Annotated in this window: 22 protein-coding genes and 1 pseudogene; all 23 read right to left on the bottom strand. The window is 33.9% G+C overall.

The features are described 5' to 3' along the window. Window positions 1-139: pseudogene (locus tag BGO42_RS11080) on the bottom strand (IS3 family transposase); the annotation flags it as partial. A 97-nt stretch (window positions 140-236) separates the two neighbouring features. After that, window positions 237-2,612, bottom strand: a complete 2,376-nt coding sequence (locus tag BGO42_RS11075) for a GumC family protein (protein ID WP_177732609.1) — start codon at window positions 2,610-2,612, stop codon at window positions 237-239. Between the two features lie 6 nt (window positions 2,613-2,618). Further along, a complete protein-coding gene (locus BGO42_RS11070) occupies window positions 2,619-3,398 on the bottom strand; it encodes a polysaccharide biosynthesis/export family protein (RefSeq protein ID WP_177732606.1) in 780 nt (259 codons plus the stop codon). Window positions 3,399-3,435: 37 nt separating this feature from the next. Then, window positions 3,436-5,265: a polysaccharide biosynthesis protein gene (locus tag BGO42_RS11065; RefSeq protein WP_273246372.1), complete on the bottom strand. Its 1,830-nt coding sequence runs from the start codon at window positions 5,263-5,265 to the stop codon at window positions 3,436-3,438. A 197-nt stretch (window positions 5,266-5,462) separates the two neighbouring features. Beyond that, window positions 5,463-6,626, bottom strand: coding sequence for a DegT/DnrJ/EryC1/StrS family aminotransferase (locus BGO42_RS11060; protein WP_273246373.1), 1,164 nt, complete (start codon window positions 6,624-6,626; stop codon window positions 5,463-5,465). A 139-nt stretch (window positions 6,627-6,765) separates the two neighbouring features. After that, window positions 6,766-7,350 (bottom strand): sugar transferase, encoded by a 585-nt coding sequence (locus BGO42_RS11055; RefSeq protein ID WP_353681430.1) that lies wholly within the window; start codon window positions 7,348-7,350, stop codon window positions 6,766-6,768. A gap of 54 nt (window positions 7,351-7,404) precedes the next feature. Continuing rightward, on the bottom strand, window positions 7,405-8,049 hold the full coding sequence (locus tag BGO42_RS11050; protein WP_273246375.1) for an acetyltransferase: 645 nt from the start codon (window positions 8,047-8,049) through the stop codon (window positions 7,405-7,407). Window positions 8,050-8,058: 9 nt separating this feature from the next. After that, window positions 8,059-8,661 carry a sugar transferase gene (locus tag BGO42_RS11045; protein ID WP_273246376.1) on the bottom strand — a complete coding sequence of 201 codons (603 nt, stop codon included), beginning with the start codon at window positions 8,659-8,661 and terminating at the stop codon, window positions 8,059-8,061. Beyond that, on the bottom strand, window positions 8,661-9,878 hold the full coding sequence (locus tag BGO42_RS11040) for a glycosyltransferase family 4 protein (protein ID WP_273246377.1): 1,218 nt from the start codon (window positions 9,876-9,878) through the stop codon (window positions 8,661-8,663). The genes BGO42_RS11045 and BGO42_RS11040 overlap by 1 nt, the downstream gene beginning before the upstream one ends. Window positions 9,879-9,883: 5 nt before the next feature. Next, on the bottom strand, window positions 9,884-10,648 hold the full coding sequence (locus BGO42_RS11035; RefSeq protein WP_177732584.1) for a polysaccharide deacetylase family protein: 765 nt from the start codon (window positions 10,646-10,648) through the stop codon (window positions 9,884-9,886). 9 nt (window positions 10,649-10,657) lie between these two features. Then, window positions 10,658-11,692 carry a GNAT family N-acetyltransferase gene (locus tag BGO42_RS11030; RefSeq protein ID WP_273246378.1) on the bottom strand — a complete coding sequence of 345 codons (1,035 nt, stop codon included), beginning with the start codon at window positions 11,690-11,692 and terminating at the stop codon, window positions 10,658-10,660. A gap of 27 nt (window positions 11,693-11,719) precedes the next feature. Next, window positions 11,720-12,538, bottom strand: a complete 819-nt coding sequence (locus BGO42_RS11025; RefSeq protein WP_273246379.1) for a glycosyltransferase family A protein — start codon at window positions 12,536-12,538, stop codon at window positions 11,720-11,722. Beyond that, window positions 12,538-13,605, bottom strand: a complete 1,068-nt coding sequence (locus BGO42_RS11020; protein WP_273246380.1) for a glycosyltransferase — start codon at window positions 13,603-13,605, stop codon at window positions 12,538-12,540. Before BGO42_RS11020 ends, BGO42_RS11025 begins: the two co-directional genes overlap by 1 nt. A gap of 219 nt (window positions 13,606-13,824) precedes the next feature. Further along, entirely contained in the window at window positions 13,825-15,639 is a 1,815-nt protein-coding gene (gene asnB / locus BGO42_RS11015) for an asparagine synthase (glutamine-hydrolyzing) (protein WP_273246381.1), read from the bottom strand. Window positions 15,640-15,675: 36 nt separating this feature from the next. Continuing rightward, window positions 15,676-16,797: a glycosyltransferase gene (locus BGO42_RS11010; protein ID WP_273246382.1), complete on the bottom strand. Its 1,122-nt coding sequence runs from the start codon at window positions 16,795-16,797 to the stop codon at window positions 15,676-15,678. 116 nt (window positions 16,798-16,913) lie between these two features. Continuing rightward, complete coding sequence (locus BGO42_RS11005; RefSeq protein ID WP_273246383.1) at window positions 16,914-18,155, bottom strand: EpsG family protein; 1,242 nt, start codon at window positions 18,153-18,155, stop codon at window positions 16,914-16,916. Window positions 18,156-18,276: 121 nt separating this feature from the next. After that, window positions 18,277-19,365 carry a non-hydrolyzing UDP-N-acetylglucosamine 2-epimerase gene (gene wecB, locus BGO42_RS11000; protein ID WP_177732565.1) on the bottom strand — a complete coding sequence of 363 codons (1,089 nt, stop codon included), beginning with the start codon at window positions 19,363-19,365 and terminating at the stop codon, window positions 18,277-18,279. Between the two features lie 267 nt (window positions 19,366-19,632). Continuing rightward, on the bottom strand, window positions 19,633-21,129 hold the full coding sequence (locus BGO42_RS10995; RefSeq protein WP_273246384.1) for an oligosaccharide flippase family protein: 1,497 nt from the start codon (window positions 21,127-21,129) through the stop codon (window positions 19,633-19,635). Window positions 21,130-21,346: 217 nt separating this feature from the next. Next, window positions 21,347-21,937, bottom strand: coding sequence for a serine O-acetyltransferase (locus BGO42_RS10990; protein ID WP_273246385.1), 591 nt, complete (start codon window positions 21,935-21,937; stop codon window positions 21,347-21,349). A gap of 30 nt (window positions 21,938-21,967) precedes the next feature. Beyond that, on the bottom strand, window positions 21,968-23,245 hold the full coding sequence (locus BGO42_RS10985) for a nucleotide sugar dehydrogenase (protein WP_273246386.1): 1,278 nt from the start codon (window positions 23,243-23,245) through the stop codon (window positions 21,968-21,970). Window positions 23,246-23,261: 16 nt separating this feature from the next. Then, on the bottom strand, window positions 23,262-24,230 hold the full coding sequence (locus tag BGO42_RS10980; protein WP_273246387.1) for an SDR family oxidoreductase: 969 nt from the start codon (window positions 24,228-24,230) through the stop codon (window positions 23,262-23,264). Window positions 24,231-24,313: 83 nt separating this feature from the next. Then, window positions 24,314-24,823: an ArsR family transcriptional regulator gene (locus BGO42_RS10975; protein WP_273246388.1), complete on the bottom strand. Its 510-nt coding sequence runs from the start codon at window positions 24,821-24,823 to the stop codon at window positions 24,314-24,316. 169 nt (window positions 24,824-24,992) lie between these two features. After that, window positions 24,993-26,384: a UDP-glucose 6-dehydrogenase gene (locus tag BGO42_RS10970; protein WP_177732550.1), complete on the bottom strand. Its 1,392-nt coding sequence runs from the start codon at window positions 26,382-26,384 to the stop codon at window positions 24,993-24,995. Window positions 26,385-26,453 lie beyond the last annotated feature (69 nt).

Below are 26,453 nucleotides of genomic sequence, written 5' to 3'. Positions count from 1 at the left end.
TGCCTTGGATACCGTAAACAGTTTGAGCCTGTTTATAGGTCATTTCGCCTTGTTCAACTCGGGAAACTACAGCTAATTTAAAAGCCATATTATAATCCTTTTGAGTACGCTTAATTGGCCTTGTTGTTGTGTCTTTCATAATAAGTCGATTTTGTGTCAACTTATTTCAGGACGGGACACTTTCAATAAAAAAAGCCCTTATTAATAAGGGCTTTTTTTATTAAAATTCAGCAGGTCTATCTGCTTAACAGTTTTCTCCACCAAGGTCTATCGTCTTCAACATCTGCACCATAACCATAGCCATAACCATAGCCTTTAGTTGTATCTGTATCATTTAACAACATACACATGTTTGGCAATTTCTTTTCTTTATAGATGATTTGCGGCACACCTAACATACGTTTATCCAGATAATTTGCTCTCACTACATATATAAATACATCTGCCAGATGAGCAACCAACATGGTATCCGTCACTAAGCTAACCGGAGCAGTATCTACAATAATATAATCGTATTCTTTCTTAAGTTCCTCAAAAAGAGAATTGACTTTTTTACTCATCAGTAACTCAGCAGGATTAGGAGGAATAACTCCTGAAGGCAGTACATAGAACTCTTCAAACCCTTCATGCTTAATTATATAATTCTTGATAGAATCATCTTTTGTAGAGAGGTAATTTGTTAGTCCTTTTGCTGGTATTGGAATATAATCATCCAATCTTGGATTACGGATATCCATACCGATTAACAATACTTTTTTTCCTGATAGTGCAATTGTAGCTGCCATATTAGCCGTCACAAATGTTTTACCTTCTTTAGGGAAAGTAGAGGTTAGAAAAATAGTTTTGGCTTGTCCGTCCGGAACATGATTCAACATAAACTCCAGGTTTGTTTTGGCGATTCGCAAGGCTTCTGCAGCACCACTTCTGCTGGTGGCATTAATTAACTCATTAGCAGAAAGTGATTGCGGGATATCACCCAAAAACGGCGCTTTGATTCGTTCCTCGATATCTTGTCTCGTTTTTACTTTGGTATCGAGTAAATCAATAAAATAGATAACTCCAAATGGCAGTAATAATCCTATAATTAATGCCCCTAAATAAATAATACTTTTCTTTGGAGAAACAGGAATATCAGATGCATTTGCAGCATCAACAACTTTTGCATTGGGTGCTGTTACAGCCAGTGAAATAGCTGTTTCTTCTCTTTTCTGCAATAAATAAAGATAAAGAGACTCTTTGATTTGCTGTTGGCGTTGTAAAATTCGGAATTCTCTTTCCTGTCTCGGAATCTGTGAAATACGACCACCCAGTAAACCTTCCTGTCTGTCCAAATCTGTTTTTTTGATCATCAGAGCCGATTGCATTCTTGACAAACTTTCATCAACTCCAGCTTTCAGCGAAACAATTTTTTCATCCAATGAAATCACAACCGGGTTATTTGGCGTAGAGCTCTTTAAAATACGATTGCGTTCCAAAACCAATTTATTGTACTCATCAATAGAGGTGGAAGTATTTGCATCGGAGGTTATATTATTCGGAAGCAGATCTCCCGTTTTACTGTTTTTCAAGAATTCCTTCATAGAAGCCACAACCTTAAGCCGCGTTTCCGTTTCTACAACATTCTTTTCATATTGGCTGGCATTTTCCAAAAACAATCCTGCTTCTGAAGTAATATCCGTAATTTTATTTTGCTTCTTATAACCTTCCACATTTTTTTCAACACCGTCCAACTCATCCGTAATCAATTCTAAACGCTGTGAAATAAATCGGGATGTATTTTCAGAGATAAAGTTTTTGTCTGCTATAGCATCTTCATTATATATTCTCACTAAAGCATTTAAAAAATCCTCCGCTCTTTCTTTTACAGGATCGGTTAGCGATAATTCGATAACACTGGTATTCTTACTTAACGGATTTACTATCAATTTTGATTTAAAATTTTCAGTAACTTTCGACAAGGAAACTATTTTAACATGAACAACGAAAGGATTATTACTATTGCTTTTACCTTCAGCATCTATCAGGTTTTCTAATTTTTTATTAACAATTAAAGTTCCGAATTTGGTTTTTACTTCACTACCATAAGAATATTCGCCTAATTTATTTTCTTTGTCATCGTAGATGAAGAAACGTTTATTGCTTTTATTTTCTATTGTATAAGTAAAATTTCGCAAATAAAAATCTTTGCTTTTATTTGTAAACACAATTTCAATTGGAGATTCTTTATATAAAAAAGAAGACTTAACTCTTCCTTCAGCGATATAGAATACGTTTAGATCTAATCTTTGTATAACGTTTTCAACTAATGTTCTGGATTTTAAAATCTCCACTTCATTATCGACACTGCTTTTTGCCCCAGTTAGCATTCCAATATCTGAAAACGCTGCCAGCTCAGAAGCAATACCTCCTTTTTTATCATCTTTTACAAGTATAGTTGAAACAGCTTTATAACTGGGCGATGTGTAATAACGCAAATACAGAAATGCTGCTACTAATGAAAGAATTACCCCCAGTACAAACCAACGCCAATGGATTAAGTATTTATCAATCTGTTCACGAATAGAGAAGTTATTTTCGTTTTGCTCTTCAAAATTATTAAATTCCTGATTCATCTATATCTATCTTGTGGTTAAAGCAATTATCGTTATTAATAGGGAGATTGCTGAAATCGCAACCGTAATATTTGGTCCGATAACAGAAGAGTTGACTTTTGTTTTATTAGGCTCCACATATACTACATCATTTTGTTTCAGGTAATAAAACGGAGAGTTTATAAAATTTGAATTCGTTAAATCTACTCTGGTTGAAGTCACTTTTCCATCCATTTCTCTTAACACCAATATATTATTACGTTTTCCGTAAACTGTTAAATCACCGGCCATACTAACTGCTTCCAATAGTGTAATCCGTTCCGACTGTATTGGATATGTACCCGGTCTGGTTACTTCACCCTGAATCGTAATCTTATAGTTCAGGATTCTCATATTAACCGTTGGATTTTTAATATATACCTCCAATAGTTCTTTTAATTTTGCCATCGCCTCACTTCTTGTCAAGCCACCCAATTTTATATTACCGATAACCGGGAAAGAAATCTCTCCTTTAGAATCTACTAAATATGTTTGCAAGCGGGGCTGACTTGCTGCTGTTTCAAGACTACTCTGTACTGTTACCGCATACAGATTAAATGGGGCTGCAGCTTCAGGGTTTTCAGCGGAAACAACAATCATTAATAAATCATCAGGCTGCAATTTTGGCTCAAAAGAAGCAGAAGCTGTTCCCGTTGCGAACTGGTCAATATTCTGATAATAAACAATGTCTTTTTTTTGCGCACATGACGACAAGAAAAGTACCGTTATTACTGACAGTAAACAGAAAAAGCGAGGAAAAATATTCATAATAATAAAATTTGCGCAAAGATATGCTTTTGATTTTTTAATTAACATCTAAGGTCGAAAACGCCGAATTCAAACTGATAAACTCCGGGACAATTGTTTTCATCTGCATCACAATTTTTGACATCTCATGTCCCTCTTCAGCCAATTGAATTAATATATTTATTGCCTGAGAAATATCTTCAAATGTATCGGTTACTTCAACTGCCACCATTATTTTTTCATGATGGGTTGGCAATGTTTTTGAAGAATCATTCAACAGCTCTTCGTATAATTTTTCACCGGGACGTAAACCTACAATTTCAATTTTGATGTCCTTGTCCGGCTGTAAACCAGCCATCCTGATCATTTTACGGGCCAGATCGATAATTTTTACCGGTTTTCCCATATCGAAAATATAAATCTCACCACCACTTCCCATTGCTCCGGCTTCCAATACTAATTGACAGGCTTCCGGAATGGTCATAAAATAACGGATGATTTTAGGATGTGTTATTGTTATTGGTCCGCCATTTGCTATTTGCTGTTTAAACAAAGGCACTACAGAACCGTTAGATCCTAATACATTCCCAAATCGGGTTGTAATAAACTTAGTTTCTTTTAGTCCATTATTATGCAAATGATAATTAAGCGTCTGCACATATTTCTCTGCAATACGCTTACTGGCTCCCATAACATTACTTGGATTTACAGCTTTATCTGTGGAAACCATCACAAACTTTGACGTTTTGTATGCTACCGACAAGTCTGCCAGATTCCGGGTTCCCATAACATTGGTATACACAGCCTGAATAGGGTGATCTTCCATCATAGGAACGTGTTTATAGGCAGCCGCATGAAATACGATATCGGGATTATGTTTCGCAAATATGGTTTCTATTTCCTTTCTGTTCCGGATATCGGCCACATAAGGAAAAATATTGGTTGCCGTCGTTTTCTTATTCAGTTCAAGAGTCAGATGATATAAAGGCGTTTCTGCCTGATCGATCAGAATAACTTTTTTAGGAGAAAAAGCAATGACCTGATTAACAATCTCACTACCGATTGATCCTGCTGCTCCGGTAATTAAAACGGTTTTATTGCTCAATTCATTTCCAATTGAGGTATTGTCCAACTGAATCGGTTTTCTTTCCAAAAGGTCTTCAATCTGAATTGATTTTACTTTTTTAGAGATGTCTTTCGCGTCAGACCAGTCGGCAACTACAGGAATGGTATATACTTTAAATCCATATTCCAGACATTCATCGATAAGCTCCATCATCAGGTCTTCTTTCAGACTGTTTGTTGCGATTATTAAAGCATTCGCACCAACCGAACGCAGGAGCACCGGAATCTTTTTCTTAACGATAAAAATGGGTAAATCTAAAATCCTTTTTGTAGTATTGGATCGGTCTGAATCTACAAATCCTAACAGTTTAAATCTGGCCGGGCGCTCTGATCGTAACGCATTGGCTAATGCCGTTGCATTGAATCCATCACCATAAATCAGTGCTCTTTCCAGTTTATTGTTTTTAGATTCTGTAAGATAATGTTCAAAGAATTGTTTTACCACAATACGGTATAAAAACAACCCCATAAATGAGATAATGATATTGATGAACAAACGGGTATTCAGGAATAATTTATCACCTATTGCCTGTTCAAAATATACATTTATAAAAAACATTACCAGAAAAGTAGACGATTGCGCAAAAAACAAGCGAATACCGTCTATAAAAGTGGAGTGCCTTATAATTCCGGAATAAGTGCGGAATAACCAAAAGAAGAAAATCGTAACCGAGAAGTAAACACTTACAACATATATAAACTTGTCTTTATTTAATACTAACTTAAACTGAATACCAAGTCCGTCCAAAAGAAAGTAACTCATTATGGACGCAATAATCACTACAGAAATATCTATAAATAAGACAATCCATCTTGGTAAATAGCGCAAACTTTGTAAGGAAAAGTCATCTCTAAAGGTAGTTGAAGCCTGTTCCAAATTCGAATATAGCCTACGAAAAATACTATTTTTCAAGTTTAAATGTATTATTATTCATTATAAAAATAATTATCCTGATAAAACTAATATGTGAAAGTGTGTTTCAATTTCAACTGGAAGAACGTATCAAGAACCGTTCCAATTCTTTCCATTTCTGCTTCAGTTAAATTAGAACCTGACGGCAAACACAATCCGTTTTTAAATAAATTCTCAGCAACCGTCTCTCCATAATAAGGTGTTCCTTCAAAAACCGGTTGTAAATGCATTGGTTTCCAAAGCGGTCTGCTTTCAATATTATTTTCTTCAAATAACAAACGTAAATCTTCAGCCGATTTTTCGCCGTGAATTTTCGGATCCAAATATATCGCGGTTAACCAATGATTCGAAAAATAATCCGAATTTGGTTCCTGTAATACGCTCACCCCTTCAATATTCCCGAAGTATGTCACATAGTACTGATTGACTTTTCTACGCAGTTGTACATGATCATCCAATACTTCCATCTGCCCTCTGCCAATTCCAGCACAAATATTGCTCATTCTATAATTATATCCAATAACACTGTGCTGATAATGTGGTGCTTCATCTCTCGCCTGCGTTGCTAAAAATACGGCTTTCTTTTTTAGTTCGGCATTTTTAACGGCTAATGCTCCGCCACCGGAGGTTGTAATGATTTTATTTCCGTTAAAAGACAAGATACCAAACTCACCGAAAGTTCCACAGGAAACGCCTTTATAAGTACTTCCCAATGCTTCTGCACTGTCTTCAATAACCGGAATATTATATTGTTGTGCTATTTTATTTATTTCATCAACTTTATACGGCATACCGTATAGATGTACCGCAATAATCGCCTTAGGGGTTTTACCTAACGAGATTCTGTCAATAATTGCCTTTTCTAAAGCTACAGGACACATATTCCAGGTATCCGGTTCGCTATCAATAAAAACGGGAGTCGCACCCTGATAAGCTATCGGGTTTGCTGATGCAGAAAAAGTCATTGACTGGCAAATCACTTCATCTCCCTGTCCTACTCCTAATAATATTAAAGACAAATGCAACGCTGCTGTACCGGAACTTAATGCCGCTACCTCAACATTGTTTGCCAAATAGGATTGTAATGAATTTTCAAAGCCTGTAACATTCGGTCCCAAAGGCGCTATCCAGTTACTTTCAAAAGCTTCATTTATATATTGTTGCTCTGTACCTCCCATGTGAGGTGAAGAAAGCCAAATCTTCGAATTCATTATCTAAAATTTTAATTTACAGCTTTTATTAAATGCAAAAGTAACTATTCTTTTTTCAATGTAAACAAATCGCAGCTATATATCCAAAATAGTTTAGTGCCTGCCTGCTATTTATCAGTCACTAAACAATGTTGTAAATTTAACAAAAACTAAACAGAGTGTTAAATAATATTTTTATATCCCCAAAAAAGCTCCGTTTATAATAATACTCCAGATTCATTTTTACCTTATCCGGAAAAATTACCTCATCATTATATTGTTCAGGATTCTTCTGTTTCTTTAAAAGATTTTCCTCGTCAGCGTATTTAATACTTGCTTCACAGGTCACACCTGGTTTTAATTGTAATATTTTTCGCTCTTCTCCTTCTAATTGATCATAATATCCCGGTAAATCGGGTCTCGGACCAACAAAACTCATATCTCCGCAGATTATATTGATTAATTGTGGTAATTCATCAAGCTTATATTTCCGAAGCGCAGCACATACCGGAGGAATAATTGCTCTATTCACATATTCGCCCGATACCGGATCTCTTAAGGCAATAGAACGCATCGTTCTGAATTTTATTATAGTAAAGGTTTTCCCGAACTGTCCGATTCTTTTTTGAAAAAAAAGCCCGTTTGATTTTGTTGCTATAGCTGACAATAACCATACAACAACCATCAATAACAAACCAATCATTAATAGCAGTATCGCTAAAACAACATCAAACAAACGTTTCATTAGCATAAAGTCATATTTTTCGGTTAAATGCCAATCTGTTACCTAATCCTATAATTATTCATGAAATTTAATTGGTTTAGCCGGTATTCCAACAGCAGTGCATTTTGCAGGCAATGATTTTGAAACTACGGCACCAGCCCCAATAATTGTCCCTGTGCCTATTTCAAGCTGATTGATAATTTTTGCTCCCGTTCCAACATATACCTTATCCTCTATTTTAACTTCACCCGAAATATTAACTGAAGGCATAAAAGAGGCAAAAGAGCCTATCTGTGTATCATGCCCAACAGTACACATAAGGTTAAGTGTGACAAACTCCTTAATAAGGATATTACAGGTAATAATTGTTCCTGCACAAATTATCGTTCCTTTTCCTATAGACACTTCATCCTTCCCTATTAAAACACTAGGATGAATCATTTCAGGAAATTCAATATCCGGATTTGTAATTCTACTGATAATTTTTGATTTCAAATTAGGATCACCTATCCCTAATGCAACACAAAGTTTTTTATCAGTCTTATTCAAATCATCTATTCCTCCCAAAACAATATGATTATTCACTACTGTCCCTTTTTCTAATCCATCATCGTAAAAACCGATGAAATTATACTTTGCTCCTCTAGAATTGATATCGTCAATAAGCATTTTTACTTCCCGACCAAATCCTCCGGCTCCTATAATTGCTATATTTTTCATAGTTTAGTTTTAATTCCCTTTAAACGCTTCTGTTGTTGCCATACCTTCTGCAGCTATTCCTTCTCTCACGACAACTTTTTTAACAGTTAAAAATATAATTTTCATATCGTTCATAAAGCTAATATTATTTACATAGAAAACATCATATTCAAATTTTTGCTGCCAACTGATTGCATTTCTGCCATTAACCTGTGCCCAACCGGTTATACCTGGCCGAACATCATGCCGTTGTTTTTGCATCTCGTTATATAATGGCAAATACGCCGGCAATAACGGTCGTGGCCCTATTAAGCTCATATCGCCTTTTAAAACATTGATTAGCTGAGGAATCTCATCGATAGATGTTTTACGCACAAAACTTCCAACTTTTGTTAAACGTTCCGAATCCGGTAATAAATCCCCATTAGCATCTTTCTTATCATTCATAGTCTTAAACTTAATGATTTTAAAAAGTTTTTCCTTTTTCCCGGGTCTGACCTGAAAGAAAAAAGGTTTGCCCTGATTAGCAAAATAGAGGCAAATCGTTGCAACTACAAAAATGGGAAATAGTAGTATACAACCGAATAATGCAACGGTAAAATCAAAAAATCGTTTACAATAATTTTTATACATTATAATATCTTATTAAAAACCCCGATATACTTTTCAACTGCTATTTCCAATGAATAGCTACCTTTAGCAACTTCAAAAGCCCTGATGGATTGCTTCTGAATCAGCGCAACATTCTGAGTGTAGTTTACAAAATCATGAGCTGCAAATTTGTCAATTTTTTCCGGAAGTACATAACCTATGTCCTCAGATTCGATCTTATCTTTCTGCCATCCGGGATGATTAATCAATATCGGTTTTCCTGCCGCCAAAGTATCAAAAAATTTATTGGCCGAATTGGCCCACAATTCTTTCACTGGTATCACAAAAGAACTTCCCATATTGCATTCATAATACAGTTGTGGCAACTCTTGTTTGGAAACCGGATCAAGTATAAAAACATTTTTATTCAAAACGCCCTCATCTAAAGCTAACTGTGTGATCATTTCTTTTTCTGCCCCGGCACCAATTAATACAAAAACAACTGTGGGATCTATTGTTATTACTTCTTTGGCTAATTTTACAACATAACCTATTCCATTCACACGACCGAAAGTTCCGGCATATAAAACCGTAAATCGGGGTACAAACCCTATTTTTTCTTTCAATAATGATTTGTCCTGATTATGGCTGTTTTGAAAGCGTCTGATTTCAGAAATGTTCTCTATAATTTCAATAGGCTTCGTTTTAAATTGCGGATATCTATCGACAATGGATTTCTTCATATCAACCGATAGGGGAACAATTGCAGCTGCATTTTTATAAATTATTCTTTCCAGTTGGTACAATAGTTTCTGCAAATAAATATTTTTTATTGCTCCTATTGCAATAACAGCTTCCGGCCACACATCTCTTGCTTCAAAAACAAATGGTGTTTTAGTTATCCACTTTTTTATCAAAGCAGGAATACCTATAGACAAAGGTGTAGAAGTCGCTAAAACTAAATCGGTTTTTATTGCCAACAGCTTAAACGATGCAAACCAAAGAAACTGAAAGAAAACCAGACTCCTTTTAAAATAAGATAAGTGATTTCCATACGGCAAATAGATGTAATGTACTATTAAACCATCTTTTTGCAACTTTACCCAACGTTTCGCCTGGTTATATTCCGGATCTGAAGTGGATGTCACTATTTCGATTTCATATCCCTTTTCTGCAAATCCAGTAGCCAGATCATAGGAACGTGTCCCTCCATTTTCACTTGGAAATTTAAAATATTGATGTAAGTATAAAATTTTCATGCTCTTTATGATTTCAATAAAAATTTCCGAATCCTTAAATAATTTGTCCCTAATAAATACTTAAACAGAATTAAACTTTTCCATTTCACAATCTGTCTTAAACGTGTTAACGAAATAGTTTTCAATAAATCTTCAACTTCCGTAACCTTTGTATTGTTATAAATTGCGAATCTTCCTATAGTGCGACAATTATCACTAATAAACTCTATTTTATTAGTAGGCTGTGATATGAATATCGATTCAATTCCCTTGTTAGCAAGTATATTTCCCATTTCCTTAGAAAAGGAACCGCCAGGAATCGATACATGTGTGGTTTTAGTCTTTAACAGATCATTTAATATTTTAATTGAAACGGACCACTCCTCTTCCAATTCTACTAACGGCAATTTATTTAACATACCCGGATGTGTATGAGAATGTGCTCCTATAAAATGTCCTTCTTCATGCAGCGAAATCACCTGATCTGATGTTAAAAATCCTTTAGTATTAATAAATGCGGTGCTAATAAAGAAATATCCCTTAAAACCATATTCTTTTAAAATCGGCGCTATTATTGAATAAAAAGAAGACCCTCCATCATCAAAGGTGAGCATTATATTTTCTTTTAAAATATTTCTATCACTACAATATTTGGATATACTTTGAATTTGTTTTGCAAATTCCTCTTTTGAAATTTTATATTTATTGGCTGGTGATGTTTGAAAACCACTTTCCTGAACTGTATATTCATATACATCATGATACATTAAAGAAATCATTTTTCTCATCATTTAATATTATTATACACCTTCATTGACTCTTCTACCTTTAAGCAATGCTCCAATTTTTCTAACAGTATAAAATGCTGATTTGGCAAATGACTTGGCAGGAATAAGCCAGGGCAGGCTCGACGCAATAATTTTTGGTTTGACATAAGGCGTAGGACCGTACTTTTCTTTATAACGGCGCCCTCCACCGAATTCCATATATTTCACGCCCTTATCCTTCAACATTTCTATAGCACTCCACATGATTAATTCATTAGGACAGTAACTCTGTGCCGATTGGTAGCTTGCTCCTCCTGAAAAGAACCCATAATTACCAGCATAAGGAAAAAATGCTGAAGCCAGACATTCTCCTTCAGGATTAACGGCATAAAGAGCAATCATATTCTCAGAAAAGGTATGCTGCAACATTGTCCTGGTTTGCTCCATAGAATGGGTAGGCGTTAAACCTTGTTTCTGAAAAACCTCTTTCAACTGTTTATAATATTCGTGAGCATATTCGTTTACATCCGAAATTTCCTTTACTTCTACTCCCTTTTTTCTGGATTTATTAATTGAATAACGCACACTGCTGTAACTCATATTTTTATAAAGCTCTTCCTTATCTTTTGTAAGATCCAGCACATAACCTTTCTGCAATTCAATAGTAAAATTACGATGCAGGCACTCCGCAACTTCCAATTGCCAATCAGAAACCTGAAAATAACGACAGTGCTTGTTCTTAAACAACCATGCTATTAATTCTTCATAAATATCCAATCTTTGATTCACCGCTATCTCTTTCAACATTGATAAACCCTGATAAGATGTTGACCAACCCTCAAAAGGCGACGCCACTATCTGAACGCCTAACTTCTTTATTTTATGTCCATAAAAATAGCCTATCTCTTTATCTTTTTCAGATACAGAAACAACAAACGGAGCCACATTATAGAACTCCTTCAGAAAATTCGCCCAGTTTTTGGACTTAAATACAGTATGGTCATAGCATGAGGCCATTTTATCCCACAAAATATCGGGAGATGTAATAACTTCAAAAGTATATTTCATTATTTATTTGCTTTAAGTCGGTTATTATTAATGGATAAGGGTTTTAAAAATATATTGCATTTCAGCTAAAATTCTCGTTATATAAAACTTGAAACTGTACTGTCTCCAATGCGTAAAATAAACCTGTGAGTACTTTTTACACAAGCCTAAGCTGCATAAAATACGGGGTACTTTTTTTTGTTTTTTTCTGCTTGCCGATAATGGCCGTAAACCTCTCAAATAAACAGCTTTTTCGTCTGCCAGGCTCATTTCATTTATGCTGCCGGATATTTCAAAACCAAATAAGGAATCTTCACCGATAGCAAAATGCGTATCAAATCTGGTTTTTCCGATAACAGATAACGGAATGAGTTTCGCGCATACTGTTGATAGAAAACTCCTGTAATTTATGATATTATATTTTTTTCCCTGATTTTTTTTAAAACAACTGGAGAGATAATCATCACCGAGCTTTTCATCTGTGTTTTCAACAAAGGTTTTGGTATTGGATACCACAATGACATCTGGTTGTGCCTTTTTTAAGCATTCTTCTACAAAAGACGGACTTAATCTGTCGTCATCATCCAAAAAGGCAACATACGATGTATTGCTGTTTGCGACATAATCAAGCGCTATATTTCTTGCATTTGATACCCCGGGGATATCTGTATAGAACAGCTTGTAATTAAAATTGTGCTTTTTCAGCGCTGACGCTATATTATCATAATAAGGCTCTCTTTCCCCATTTAAGACAACTACAACCTCAAATACAGAATTGCCGCAAGTCTGAACAGAAAGCGACTCGAAGCATTGATATATATAATCTCCGGGTTTATAGGTCGGAATAATAATAGAAACTAAATGCATCAGCTAAAAATTTGCTCGTAATTATAATTAACAATCTTGTTAGTAGTAGTCTTTTTCAAATGATCTATAGCCATAATTATCCCTTCCGATAAATCATTTACCGAATCTTTAGGAACAATGTATCCATTTACGCCATTATTGATGACCTCCGAAAAATCCACACAATTGGTTGCAACAACCGGGATTCCATAATATAATGCTTCTAAAACAACATTAGGAAAACCTTCTTTACGTGAAGACAATACAAACAAATCGGCATTTTTATAATACGGATAAGGATTCGATTGATGACCTAATAAAAAAACATGATTTGTTAATTGATTATCTTTTATCATATTCAGCAATTGGGCTTTGTATCCCGTCTCATATCGCTCATCACCTAAAATATATAAACGGGTCGCTATATTGTGCTTTACCACTTCTTTCATAGCATGAATTAAAAGATCAAATCCTTTTACAGAATATAAGGCTCCCGCAGCTACTATGTTATAATTCCCGCTAATAAATTCACCCGGAAAATACAGATCTCCACTTTCGTCCAATAACGATTGATCAACAATATTTCTGATTACTTTTATTTTTGTCAGTGGTACTTTGTAGTGTCTGGCAACATCTGTTTTCGAAAATTCGGTCTGAGCAATAATAAGGTCTGCATGCTTAAGAGTAAACGAATTAATCATACTGAGAACTGACGATTTTAATCCTCCATGTGACAATTCCGATGGTGGTACAGCAATACGAACAATCAACCTGGATTTAAGCCTGGACATCATACGTATGATCTGTAACAAATACGCAACAACAATGGATGTGGTAAAAATATAATGCGGATTAATATGCTTTAAATCTTTAGACAACAAACGATATGCATTTTTAGCATGGCTTTTATCGTATTGAATATATTTAATGTGTGGTTTCAAACTTTGAGGCTTAGGCTCAATGCTGGTATTCACAAAAAAGACATCGTATTTTTCAACAGAAAGAGAATGCATGATATTGATTTGCATTCTTTCGGCACCGCCACCCTGAGTAGAAGCCGCTACAAAAACGACTCTCTTTTTTTCCATAATAAGACCCTTTCTTTATTTTAATTTAATTTTTGATTTCGAGTCTGACGATCCGTAATGGCACGAATGATAATTTCCATGCATTTTGATTTTCATATTTCATAAAAATTTCGAACAGGAAGCATCAGTAATCAAGGATAATCAATATTCTTTCACTTATAAAAACAGTGTATTCCTTATCCATTGATAAGCAACAACAATAAAAAATACTAATACGACCTAATTAGTTTTTGAACACAGACTAATATTATTATACTCAGACCATTTCGCAAGCATATATAACTTCCAGATGTTGGTTCCATTAATCTCCTTACCTTCCATATGACTATACAATTGTTTTTTGAATTTTTCAACATCCAGATTAGGTACGTTATTCAAAAATGAATCATTCAAACAATTTAAGATATCATCTTTTAGGTCATTTTTAATCCAATCATCTAATGGTATAGAAAATCCTCTTTTGGGCTGATTAAAAACGGAACTAGGTATATACTCTTCCAATATATCTCTCAAAATCTTTTTTCTCAGTGCTTTTTTATATCTAAAACTTACCGGTAACTTTCTAGCGAATTCAATTATTCTATAATCTAAAAAAGGACTTCTAACTTCTACGGCATAAGCCATGCTCGCTCTATCAACCTTAACATTACTATCATTTTCTAACCAAAGTTTAATATTTAGATCAGCAGCTCTTTGCATTTCATTTGAGGATAATTTTTTAAATATTGAGTAATATCTATTTATCCATGAATCATTCTTCACTAAATTCAAACTATTCACTGAAACAAAAACCCTTACTATAAAATCGTCAATATTCCTGATTAAAAGCCACTCTTTAAATTTTGATTTTTTATTTATTATTAAAAGCCCCAGTAAACTTCTAATAAAGTAGGGGATTCTAAAAAAAACTGTAGCTTTTCTGATGCTTTCAAAATAGTTATATCCTAAAAAACTTTCATCTCCACCATCACCAGATAAAGCGACTGTAACTCCTTTTTTTGTAACTGAATTCAATAACAATGAAGGCAGAGCTGAACTATCAGCAAAAGGTTCATCATAAACTTCTTGAAATTTCGGCAGTAATTTTAATGCATCATTTGCATTACAAAATGTAGTTTTATGATTTGTATCTAAAATTTTTGAAAACTCTTCTGCTATTTTACTTTCATCAAACTTCGGATCATTAAAGCCAATAGTAAATGTATTTATCTTTTCTGCAGATATTTTAGACGCAATAGCAGTAACCAACGCTGAATCTATCCCCCCTGAAAGAAACGTCCCTAATGGAACATCTGAATCCATCCTTATTCTTACGGCATCAATCAATAGTTTGTGTAATTCTTCTTTAGCATCCTCATACGAAATATCTCTAGCCGTAACTGGTTCCAAATTCCAATATTCGGAAATACTCATTGATTGGGCCACTAAATCAACTTCGATAAATTTCCCAGGACTTAACTTGAATACATTTTTCAAAATTGAATAGGGAGAAGGCACATAACCACAATCTAAATAAATTGAAATCGCTTCATCCGATACTACACTCTCTGAATTCATTAGAGGTTTTAATTGGCTACAAATTTCAAAAAAACCATCTTTCCAATAATAATAAAATGGCTTTACACCAAGTCGGTCTCTTGCACAAAAAACTTTTTCATTTTCAATATCATAAATCGCAAATGCAAACATTCCATTAATCTTTGGTAAAAGATCTTTACCCCATGCTACATATCCCTTTACTAAAACTTCTGTATCACCAGTCGTTTCAAAAGAGTAGCCTAAAGTTTTCAATTCATCCCTGATATCCTGAAAATTATATATTTCCCCATTAAAAACGATAATATATTTATCATAAAAAAATGGCTGATTTGAACGAACATCCAAATCGACAATGGCCAATCTTAGATGACCTAAAGAAATATTCCCTTCTTTTAAGTACCCTAAATTATCAGGTCCTCTAAACTTTATTAAGTTAAGTTTGTCCAACACTTCTTCCTTTTCATAAGGAATGTTAGTTATATATATACCACACATTATTATTATTTTTACACTATAATATAATCCTAAAGACTACTTTAATAAATCACCGGAACTAAGCGAAATAAACTTATCCGCTACGTTTCTGATATCATATTGATCAATATTATGCACTTCTAACTTTCCGCTGTAATCACCTTTCAGAAACCTCTCAATATTATCTTCATCAATTGCAAAAGACGATACTGACATTATGGGTCTTTTTGCTAAAGCATAGTCAATCAACTTACTGGGAGACTGTACTGCATTTCCATTTTCAAAGTTTACTAAAAAATCAGCTTTAGCCAATTCTACTAATAATTCCTCTCTGGTTACATAATCTTTTATAATAAGTTTTTCTCCTAATTTACTTTTATAGGGTTCCAATATATCTTTTGATTGTGTATAAATGATAAATTTAAAATTAATTAACACCTTAGAAAGATAATCCAGAAACACTCTAGGGTCTCTAACCCCCTGATAAAAAACACCTGAATAAATAAATGTAGGCACTTCATTATTAGGCTCTTTTGAATCTATGCGCACTAAATCAAAATCAAAACCTTGTGGAATGACTTTAATTTTATCTCTAAAATCAGAATAATATGCAGATCTACCTTCTTCTATCGGAATCGTAATATAATCTACATTCCGACAAAACCACTTCTCAATATATTTAAAATAAAAAACCGGTGTTTCAATTGGATTCCCCATATAAGGGTCTCCACAATCTGCCACCCACAGTTTAGGAAACTTAACTCCCATTCGCGCTTTTGCCAATGCACATCCCCAATGAATAGGATGCGGATATGCGATGGATATCAACATATCTGTCCCTTTTTCTTTTTTAAGAATTTTAGTCATCTTAAACATGAACTCAATATTTGGAAACTCTAGCCAACGTCCTAATAAACGTCTTAAAATTTTATTTAGAAAAGTCTCTTTACCAGAATTATCGCTATTCAAAGTTGCAAAAGTCATTTTTTCAATGTTTTTAACTTTGACATTATTTTTAGCTTCAAACACTGAATAATCATAATCCCCTAATACTCCATAGATAGTCACATCATGTCCTTGTTTACCAAACTCTTTGGCTAGCTCTGTCGCCCTATTAGCTCTTGGAGATTGAAATGGAAAAATAGCACTTGCAATAATTATAATTTTTTTATTTTTCATTTTTATTAAAACATTTTACATCAAAATCCTTTCATTTTAAATACACATAAAAGAAGTCTTTATTTATTTCTCAATTATGTGATCTACAATTATTAACAAGCTTAAAAAATACACTTCTAAAACAAATATTCATAAACAATATAAAATGGACTTGAAATATAGAAATACACACCCGTAACCTTTAAATATAAAATAAGCTGTTCATAAATATTGAAAAAGAATGCCAGAGGAAAAAAGTAGAGTATATATTTATACCTGTTCTTTCCAAAATTGATTAGCCATATATAAGCTATTATTGGGTAAGACAATAAAAAGAATCTTCCTCCTAAAGACGGAATACTCATCGTAAAATTTGCAAAAGTTACTAATACTAATAAAAATTTATAAAGACTTTCCGTTTTAAAGTTTTCTTTAATTAATTTTTCATTCCTTATAAACAAATACACTAGTAAATTCATATAAGTAAATGATACGGTTTTGAAAATCTTAGCTATCCAAAAAAAACCTGTCCCCTGTGCACTTACCTTCTCAATCGTTTCAGCACTGGTATAAGAATCTATTAATTTCGCAAGAAAAACCGGTAAAAAACTTGTACTGTCTTTTGCTAATTGTAACGATATTGAAGAAAAAATAAAACTGAAGAAAAATAAAGCAATAAAAATCCTATAAAATCTACTCAATAATATATAAACAAAAACAACAAAAATAAATATCCAATACGAGCCATGCATAAATGGAAGTAGTGCCATCAATAATAAATATTGATATTTTTTATTTCTAAAAACCTGAAATACTATAAAAACGGCAACCCAAGCTGCTGTCCAAAACCGAACTCCATTGATATTAAAAATCTGATTTGTTAAAAATATATAAGCGAGAATATAAGACGATAAGTTATTTTTAAAATTCTCCTCTTCCGTTAAAAACCGAAACGTTTTTAATGCAAAAAAAGAAAAAACTATAGCAAAAACAGCAAACAAATAATGATAGTTATTTGTAAATCTAGAAACAAAAAAAGCTATCGTTTCATAATAATAATCTTTTCTTCCTTCATCAAAACTTAAAAAATCTTTTAAACCATCTATATATTCTAAATAATCTACACTTTGAAAAGACTCAAATTCTTCCCTGTAAAAAAAACTATCAAAATCATTCTCATTCCCACTTTGCCTTTCTACAGTAAAACTAATACCAAAACAGATTGCAGTTAGAAAGAAAATAACATACGAAGATTTGGTTTTTATATTTTTTAAAGAATATAAAAAACCGAAAATAGGACTAACTATAAAAAAAACAATTTTAATAAATTTATCTAAATTATTTTCTTTTACACTCCACGCTTTTTGCTTAGTACTCATTTAAACTCTATTATTAAATCTAAACAATTTACACTCTCGCCAATCGTCATATTCATTTTTTCAAAGTTTTACAAATATTAAAATCTTATCAGAGTTATTAAAAAAACTTAAAACCAGTGACTTACTGCAAATTTAAAAGACATTCAACTATCCTTTCTGCTGCCATTCCATCCCATTTTTCAGGAATTCCTCCTTTTTTCCACTTTCCATTTAGCAATTGTGATAATACCGGAAGTAAGGCGGATGGGTTAGTGCCTACCAATTCATTAGTACCTATAGTAATTGTTTCAGGTCGCTCTGTGTTATCTCTTAAAGTAATACATGGAATACCCATAACGGTTGTTTCTTCAGTGATTCCTCCTGAGTCAGTTATTACTGCTTTGGCATTTGCAACCAAATAATTGAATTCTAAATAACCCAAAGGGTCTATTATAAAAAGATTCTCAGCTTGTATTCCTAAATCACTAAAAATTTTGGCTGTTCTTGGATGTATTGGAAACAAAACCGGTAATCCAGCAACATTATTAACAATAGTTACTATTAGCTCTCTTAATTTTTCACCTTCATCTACATTGGCAGGGCGATGTAAAGTCATAACCAGATAATTATCTTTCTGTAGCCCCAAGGTTGTAAAAACTGAGGGAGGTAAAAAGCGAGGTTTATTTACCAACAAAGTATCTATCATTACATTACCTACAAAAAAAATTGCTTCTTCTGAAACTCCCAATTTTCTCAAATTAGTATTAGCAATTTCCGATGTAGTAAAAAAATAATCTGTAATACTATCTGTAACCATACGATTTATTTCTTCCGGCATGGTTAAATCAAAAGAGCGAATTCCTGCTTCAACATGAGCGACTTTTATATTTACTTTTTTAGCAACAATACTACAGGCCATTGTTGATGTCACATCACCAACCACCAAAACCAAATCAACAGGGTTAATTAACAGTTCTTTTTCAAAAGCAATCATAATAGCTGCCGTTTGTTCTGCCTGACTACCTCCTCCACATTCTAAATTAACATCAGGTTGCGGAATATTAAGCTCTCTAAAAAAAGTAGCACTCATTTTTTCATCAAAATGCTGCCCTGTATGCACTAATCGGAATGAGATATCTTTTCCTTTTTTTTGTGCATTCTGAATAGCATGTATTATAGGAGCAATTTTCATAAAATTTGGCCTTGCCCCAGCAATTAAGGTTATTTTCATTTTTTAAAGATTATTGTTATCAGATATACTTAGTAAATCATATTCATAAAACACATTATAAATATAAGTTTCAAAATCATTGTTTGTAATTTTTATGAGATAGATACAATTCTATAGTACCTTTTTAATCATATATATTTTTTCAATAGTAATTAACCATTAATAATTGAAGTAAAAGAAACCATAACAAGAATATCCCCTATCAATCCTAAAGATTTTTTGACTAAAAAATTTAAGACTCTGAATCCTCCACTACAAGGAAATCTATTAACCATTTTTTTTAATTTTATTTATTAATGGATATAAAAATTCTAAATAATTCAATTTCAAAAAACGCCCTGTCATTAAAACTAACATCGCATACAATAGTCCTGCCACAATAAGATGCATTAAACTATTCTCAATGACTACAATCTTAAGAAAAAAAGTCACTGTAAACATAACAAGACATGTATGCAGTATTATTTTGAGCATCTGAAAAACAGGAAATAGTTCATATACTTTGATCTCTAATCTTTTACTCACATATACTAAAGCAATCATCACTTTTAATATTGATAATGATACCGAAAAAATTGCGAGTGAAATTGGGTTATTAAAAATGATCATGATTAAGTATCCGCCAATCCAAGCTAAAATTGCAATAAAGGCATGTAATCCGGAATAAAATTTAGTCGCTCCTAATGATAACATTAATGGAAAGAAAATTATTATATTAAAAAAATTAAGTATCATATTAATTCTGAAATATTTTCCGGACTCAAAATAAACATCAGAGTACATTATAACCATTACCTGCGTAGAAAAAAACATAAAAAAAACAACTATCGGATAGATAATCATTGCAGATTTGTTTAACACGCTTTTCCATGTAACTACTAATTCTTCAACGCCCTTATTTTCATGTATAACCCTTGAAAAAACAGGCATTAAAACTACTGAAGTACTTGTTGTTATCATAGATACGAGAGGCAATTCGATAAAACCATTCGAAAATTCGGCGAATACATTTGCTCCAAAAAAACGACTGATATAAAATTCATCAGCTGCTTTAATAGCTATACCCCAAAAACTTGCGAAAACGAGAGGTAAACTATATGCGAGAATCTCTTTAAGCTCCAATTTAGCTTCCTTCGATTCCACCCCTTTGAACGGTATTCCTTTAAAAAAATAAGTCATCACAAATATTATCAATGAAGCTATTAACCATCCATAAATTGCGATAATATAATTCGCATTAATCAAGATAACAGGAACAACTATAAAAACCAGCATCAATAATCTTGAAAGAGTATTATAAATTGCTAAAAATAAAGTTTTTTTATAGGTCGAAAAGATACCTTCAATACCTAATGTTGGTAATAATAACATTGGCATTGGCGAAAACACCTTCAATCCATACTCTAATCTTTCATTTTTTAAAAGATCCGCAATGCAACCTGAAAATAAAAATAAAAAAACCGAAAACAACACTCCTGCCAGAAACAACACCTTACTTATCTTCCATACAATTGCCTTGCCTTCATTTAAGTTATATCTAGGTAAAAAATAAGCATATACTCTTGGTAAACCTGCAGAAAAAACAATTAATAAAGTAGTATAAACATATAGTATTTGTTTATAAGTCCCATATTCTGCTTTATCCAGATATCTTGACAGAATTGCTGCACTTACAATAGAAAGCCCCAGGGTACTTAAACTACCTAATGCAACCCAAAAAACCTGTTCAGTATTACTTGTTTTAACATTAATACGATTTGACATTTAATAAATTTTAATTACAATTCTACATCAACAACTCTACTTATAATCCCTATTAAATAAAAGATAAAACATCGCTTTTATTTACAAATTACAATCAAAAAACAGAGTTTGATCTTCGTTATTACTCAATATGCTTTATAAATTTCATTCTTCTTTTTAAATTTAAATTATTATGAAGCTGACTCCATATAACTTCATTAATAAAACTAATGCTATTTTATAAGGACAATCGATTATTTTTCCACCATACTGGAAACTGAGTATTAACAATTTTAGCCGGGGAACCTGCTATAACAACCCCTTCTTCAGTAAAACTCTTATTTACGGTTGAATTAGCTCCTATGGTTATATTGTTTACTATGGTTATATCCCCATACATTATGACCCCTGGTCCTATATATACATTGTCGCCAATTTCAGGAGCTTTTGAACTTCCCGAACTTGCTCCAATATTGACCCCAACATGTAAACGACAGTTTTTCCCAACCTTTGTCGCCGGATTGATAACTATAGTTCCATAATGTGGAATTGACAAACCTGGTCCAAATACATTTATCGGAATAGAAAACCCTAACTTAAGGGATATTCTCCTATAAGCTATCCTGACAAAAATGAGTTGTATCTTTCCAAACAGTCCTTGATTGGAATTTTTAAGATATTCATATTTGCGCATAAGTTTTATAAACTTCCAAATATAATTGGGAAATAAAAAAGCCTTGATTTGATACAAAAATCCTTTCCCATTGATACTTGAAGCCAATCTATCCTGCTCTAGATAGTAATTGTATTCTCTTTTTGTCGTAATCATATATTTGTTTAACTATTAGGTTTAACAAAATTATAACTTCCCATCCACTTCACCTTCCAGAACTCCTTTCACATCATACAACAGGCTGTTTTCCTTTAGCAAAGTATTCAGATTAGAATTTAAGAACTCCTTATGCGCTACTCCTAAAACGACTGCATCAAATTGCTGCGATGGTAATTCATTGCTGGTAACCAATCCATATTCGTGCTTCACCTCAGCCGGATTCGCCCAAGGATCGTATATACTCACTTCAATACCATAATCGGCTAAAGCTGCTATAACATCAACAATCTTAGTATTACGTACATCAGGACAGTTTTCCTTGAAAGTAATACCCATCATTAACAGTTTGGCTCCGTTTACCTGTATTCCTTTTTTAATCATCAGTTTTACCACCTGTGAGGCTACATATTCGCCCATACTGTCGTTCAAACGGCGACCGGCAAGGATAATTTCCGGGTGGTATCCTTTTTCCTGTGCTTTTTGCGCTAAATAATAAGGATCTACACCAATACAATGTCCGCCAACCAATCCCGGCCGGAAAGGTAAAAAGTTCCATTTTGTTCCGGCTGCTGTCAAAACTGCCTGGGTATCGATTTCCAGAATATTAAAAATCTTTGCCAGTTCGTTTACAAAAGCAATGTTGATATCACGCTGTGAGTTTTCAATTACTTTCGCTGCTTCTGCAACCTTTATAGTAGGTGCCAGATGCGTTCCGGCAATAATTACGTTTTTATATAGTTCATCTACTTTTTGTCCGATTTCCAAAGTAGATCCTGAGGTTATCTTTAAGATTTTCTCTACTGTATGTTCCTTATCTCCCGGGTTAATACGCTCCGGCGAATAGCCTGCAAAAAAATCCACATTGAATTTCAGTCCGGACACTTTTTCCAGTACCGGTACGCATTCTTCTTCCGTTACTCCGGGATATACGGTTGACTCATAGATAACAATATCTCCTTTTTTCAGTACTTTACCCACCGTTTCACTGGCTTTATACAAAGGAGTAAGATCCGGTCTGTTGTGTTTATCAACAGGCGTAGGCACTGTAACAATAAAGTAATTACAATCTTTAATATCTTCTAAATCCGAAGAACAATACAACCCTTTTGAGTTGTGATTTTTGGCTACCAATACTCCTTTAAGTGTTTCACTATCCACTTCAAGCGTACTGTCCTGCCCCGAATTTAATTCAGCGATTCGTGCCTTATTAATATCAAAACCAACAACTGCATACTTTGTTGCAAATAATCTTGCCAATGGCAAGCCTACATAACCTAAACCTATAACTGCAATTTTATTATCCATTATAACTGATATTTTATTATTTTAAATTACTCCAATACCAAGAAACCGCTTCCTTAAGCCCTTCTCTGATTGAAAATTTCGGATTATAATCTAATTTTGTTTTTGCTTTTTCAATACTGGCCAGAGAATGCGGAATATCCCCTGCTCTGTTCGGTCCGTATACCACCTCAACATTGGCTATTTCCGGGTCATACTCCGATAAAAATTCTTTCAGATACTGAATCAGCTGCTTTAAAGTGGTTCTGTCACCATAAGCCGTATTGTATACCGTATTAATCGCTTCGGGTGATTTTGTGGTCATTGCCAGCTCATTCATCTGAATCACATTATCGATATAGGTAAAGTCACGGGAATATTCTCCGTCACCATTTACAACAGGGCTTTCATGCTGCATAAACTGCATTACAAATTTTGGAATCACAGCTGCATAGGCACCATTTGGATCCTGTCTTCTTCCAAACACATTAAAATAGCGTAATCCTATCGTTTCCAAACCATACGTCTTACTGAAAATATCTGCATAAAGCTCGTTTACATATTTTGTAATGGCATAAGGAGATAATGGTTTCCCGATCTTATCTTCCTCTTTTGGCAAAGCTTCCGAATCTCCGTAAGTAGAAGAGCTCGCTGCATAAACAAATCGCTTTACACCTGCATCTCTTGAAGCAACCAACATATTTAAAAATCCGGATACATTTACTGCATTACTGGTAACAGGATCATTAATAGAACGCGGCACCGAGCCTAATGCTGCCTGATGCAGTACAAAATCCACATTTTCTACAGCTTTATGACAGGTAGCCAAATCCCTGATATCACCTTCAATTAAATTAAAATCAGGATTTTCCAGAAAAGGTGCAATATTATGGCGATGACCTGTTGCAAAATTATCCAGACAGGTAACATGGTAGTTTTTACCTAAAAAGTACTCTACCAAATTTGAGCCTATAAATCCAGCCCCGCCAGTAATTAGTATTCTATCCATTATTTTTATTCGTTTAATTCCTATTAATTCAGTTCTACTTAACGCAATTTTACCCAAACAATTGCCTGCCCTGAAAACAAAATTTACGATTCGTTTCCAAACAGCAACAACCCTTCTTCCCTATAATCTTTGGAAAGTATAAATTTCACTTTTCGCTTTATTTCTCCTTCTATCTTAAATGCCAATTGCTCAACATATTCCTCATTCAGCACTTCCCCCACAATAACTACTTCTATCGTTCCGGAATCCCTTCCTTCGGCATAATCGCCTACCAGATAAACTTTTTGAACTTCTCCCATCCGTTCCAGAATTGTAGCCACAATGGTATCCAGCCCAATGGTCTTCCGCACCACGCTTTGCAGTAATAAAAACAGCGGGTGTTTGATGTTGGCCCTGTAAGAAATAGTATTCCGGATCGCTTCCTTTTCCAGATAACCGGCCTCAGAAAGGTTATTCAGTTCTTTTCGTATCGCATTGGTCGATTCACTGAATTCTTCGGCCAAACCGCGTAAATGTCCCTGATTTGCTGCGTTAATAAAAAACTTAACAAGCAATCTTAACCGGGTTTTCGAAGTAATTAATGATTCTAACATAACAGCAATTGTGAGCAACAAAAGTACTCGTTATTTTTTAACAAAACCAATTTCTTAAAATTTTTATACTACTTTTCTATATATCAATAAAATACACCAATATCATAACATCAAAAAAGCCTTTCTTTTAGTTAAAAGAAAGGCTTTTTTAATAGGCGTTATAGTATTTTTAGGAACCTATTCCCTGATATATAAATCCTATCCGGGTTAATTTTTCCTTGTCAAGAAGGTTTCTTCCATCAAAAATAAATGCCGGCTTTAACATATTATCATAAATGCGCTGCCAGTCATACGTGTTAAATTCATCCCATTCCGTTAATATCGCAATAGCATGAGCACCATTACAAACAGCATAAGGATCATTGTCAACCGTTAATCCGGCTCTGTTCATTGCTTCCGATCTTGTTTCCAGATAATCCAGATCAGAGAAAATCTGGTCTTCCGATACCTTCGGATCGTAAACCGCAATTTCTGCGCGCTCGCTCAATAAATCATCAGCCACATATATTGCTGCAGATTCACGGGTATCATTCGTATCTTTTTTAAATGCCCAGCCCAGGAAAGCTATTTTTTTTCCGGAAACGGTGTTGTATAAGGTCTGGATAATGTTTTTACCAAATCGGCGTTTCTGATGATCATTCATGATGATAACCTGTTCCCAATAATCTGCTACTTCATTTAATCCATACGATTTAGCAATATAAACCAGATTCAGTATGTCTTTCTGGAAGCAGGAACCTCCAAAACCAACAGATGATTTTAAGAACTTAGCCCCAATACGGCTGTCCATTCCAATTGCTCTTGCTACTTCATTTACGTCTGCACCGGTTTTTTCACATAATTCCGACAGGGCATTAATAGAAGAAACCCGTTGTGCCAGAAAAGCATTAGCGGTTAGTTTTGACAATTCCGAAGACCATACATTAGTCGTCAAAATACGTTCTTCCGGAACCCAGTTAGCATAGATATCCACCAGCTGCTGAATTGCTTTTTGCCCTTCTGCTGTGGTATCACCACCAATCAGTACTCTGTCCGGAGATAATAAATCCACAACAGCTGTACCTTCTGCTAAAAATTCAGGATTGGATAAAATCTGGAATTGCACGCCATTTCCGGTGTGGTCTAAGATTTCTTTTATAGCACTTGCTGTACGAACCGGCAAGGTAGATTTTTCAACAACAATTTTATCATTCTTCGCAACTCTTGCAATTTGGCGGGCACACAATTCAATATATTTTAAATCGGCTGCCATTCCTTTCCCTACTCCATACGTTTTTGTAGGCGTGTTTACCGAAATAAAAATCATATCGGCTTCATCAATTGCTTTATCAACTTCTGTTGAGAAAAAAAGATTACGTCCTCTTGCCGAAGCTACGATTTCGCCTAAACCCGGTTCATAAATAGGAATATTATCAACATTCTCATCATTCCAGGCTGCAATTCTCTTTTCATTTAAATCCACAACAGTAACCTGGATATGAGGACATTTTTGAGCAATAACTGCCATCGTAGGTCCCCCTACATATCCTGCACCAATACAGCATATTTTTTTTATATTCATCTTAAAAAATTGTCAAGTATGTTTTTATAGTAATCCTCTTATTTTCCTTTCCATCCATTTTATCTGATT

Origin of the sequence: Flavobacterium sp. 40-81 (assembly GCF_001898245.1) — a bacterium.
GTDB classification, from domain to species: domain Bacteria; phylum Bacteroidota; class Bacteroidia; order Flavobacteriales; family Flavobacteriaceae; genus Flavobacterium; species Flavobacterium inviolabile.
Note: the sequence above shows the minus strand (reverse complement) of the source record. Positions and strands in the feature narration are given on the sequence as shown.

Excerpts from the sequence above, each read along its gene's own strand:
- BGO42_RS11075 (WP_177732609.1), bottom strand. The coding sequence starts at position 2,612 with ATGAATCAGGAATTTAATAATTTTGAAGAGCAAAACGAAAATAACTTC.
- BGO42_RS11070 (WP_177732606.1), bottom strand. The coding sequence starts at position 3,398 with ATGAATATTTTTCCTCGCTTTTTCTGTTTACTGTCAGTAATAACGGTA.
- BGO42_RS11065 (WP_273246372.1), bottom strand. The coding sequence starts at position 5,265 with ATGAGTTACTTTCTTTTGGACGGACTTGGTATTCAGTTTAAGTTAGTA.
- BGO42_RS11060 (WP_273246373.1), bottom strand. The coding sequence starts at position 6,626 with ATGAATTCGAAGATTTGGCTTTCTTCACCTCACATGGGAGGTACAGAG.
- BGO42_RS11055 (WP_353681430.1), bottom strand. The coding sequence starts at position 7,350 with ATGAAACGTTTGTTTGATGTTGTTTTAGCGATACTGCTATTAATGATT.
- BGO42_RS11050 (WP_273246375.1), bottom strand. The coding sequence starts at position 8,049 with ATGAAAAATATAGCAATTATAGGAGCCGGAGGATTTGGTCGGGAAGTA.
- BGO42_RS11045 (WP_273246376.1), bottom strand. The coding sequence starts at position 8,661 with ATGTATAAAAATTATTGTAAACGATTTTTTGATTTTACCGTTGCATTA.
- BGO42_RS11040 (WP_273246377.1), bottom strand. The coding sequence starts at position 9,878 with ATGAAAATTTTATACTTACATCAATATTTTAAATTTCCAAGTGAAAAT.
- BGO42_RS11035 (WP_177732584.1), bottom strand. The coding sequence starts at position 10,648 with ATGATGAGAAAAATGATTTCTTTAATGTATCATGATGTATATGAATAT.
- BGO42_RS11030 (WP_273246378.1), bottom strand. The coding sequence starts at position 11,692 with ATGAAATATACTTTTGAAGTTATTACATCTCCCGATATTTTGTGGGAT.
- BGO42_RS11025 (WP_273246379.1), bottom strand. The coding sequence starts at position 12,538 with ATGCATTTAGTTTCTATTATTATTCCGACCTATAAACCCGGAGATTAT.
- BGO42_RS11020 (WP_273246380.1), bottom strand. The coding sequence starts at position 13,605 with ATGGAAAAAAAGAGAGTCGTTTTTGTAGCGGCTTCTACTCAGGGTGGC.
- asnB (WP_273246381.1), bottom strand. The coding sequence starts at position 15,639 with ATGTGTGGTATATATATAACTAACATTCCTTATGAAAAGGAAGAAGTG.
- BGO42_RS11010 (WP_273246382.1), bottom strand. The coding sequence starts at position 16,797 with ATGAAAAATAAAAAAATTATAATTATTGCAAGTGCTATTTTTCCATTT.
- BGO42_RS11005 (WP_273246383.1), bottom strand. The coding sequence starts at position 18,155 with ATGAGTACTAAGCAAAAAGCGTGGAGTGTAAAAGAAAATAATTTAGAT.
- wecB (WP_177732565.1), bottom strand. The coding sequence starts at position 19,365 with ATGAAAATAACCTTAATTGCTGGGGCAAGGCCAAATTTTATGAAAATT.
- BGO42_RS10995 (WP_273246384.1), bottom strand. The coding sequence starts at position 21,129 with ATGTCAAATCGTATTAATGTTAAAACAAGTAATACTGAACAGGTTTTT.
- BGO42_RS10990 (WP_273246385.1), bottom strand. The coding sequence starts at position 21,937 with ATGATTACGACAAAAAGAGAATACAATTACTATCTAGAGCAGGATAGA.
- BGO42_RS10985 (WP_273246386.1), bottom strand. The coding sequence starts at position 23,245 with ATGGATAATAAAATTGCAGTTATAGGTTTAGGTTATGTAGGCTTGCCA.
- BGO42_RS10980 (WP_273246387.1), bottom strand. The coding sequence starts at position 24,230 with ATGGATAGAATACTAATTACTGGCGGGGCTGGATTTATAGGCTCAAAT.
- BGO42_RS10975 (WP_273246388.1), bottom strand. The coding sequence starts at position 24,823 with ATGTTAGAATCATTAATTACTTCGAAAACCCGGTTAAGATTGCTTGTT.
- BGO42_RS10970 (WP_177732550.1), bottom strand. The coding sequence starts at position 26,384 with ATGAATATAAAAAAAATATGCTGTATTGGTGCAGGATATGTAGGGGGA.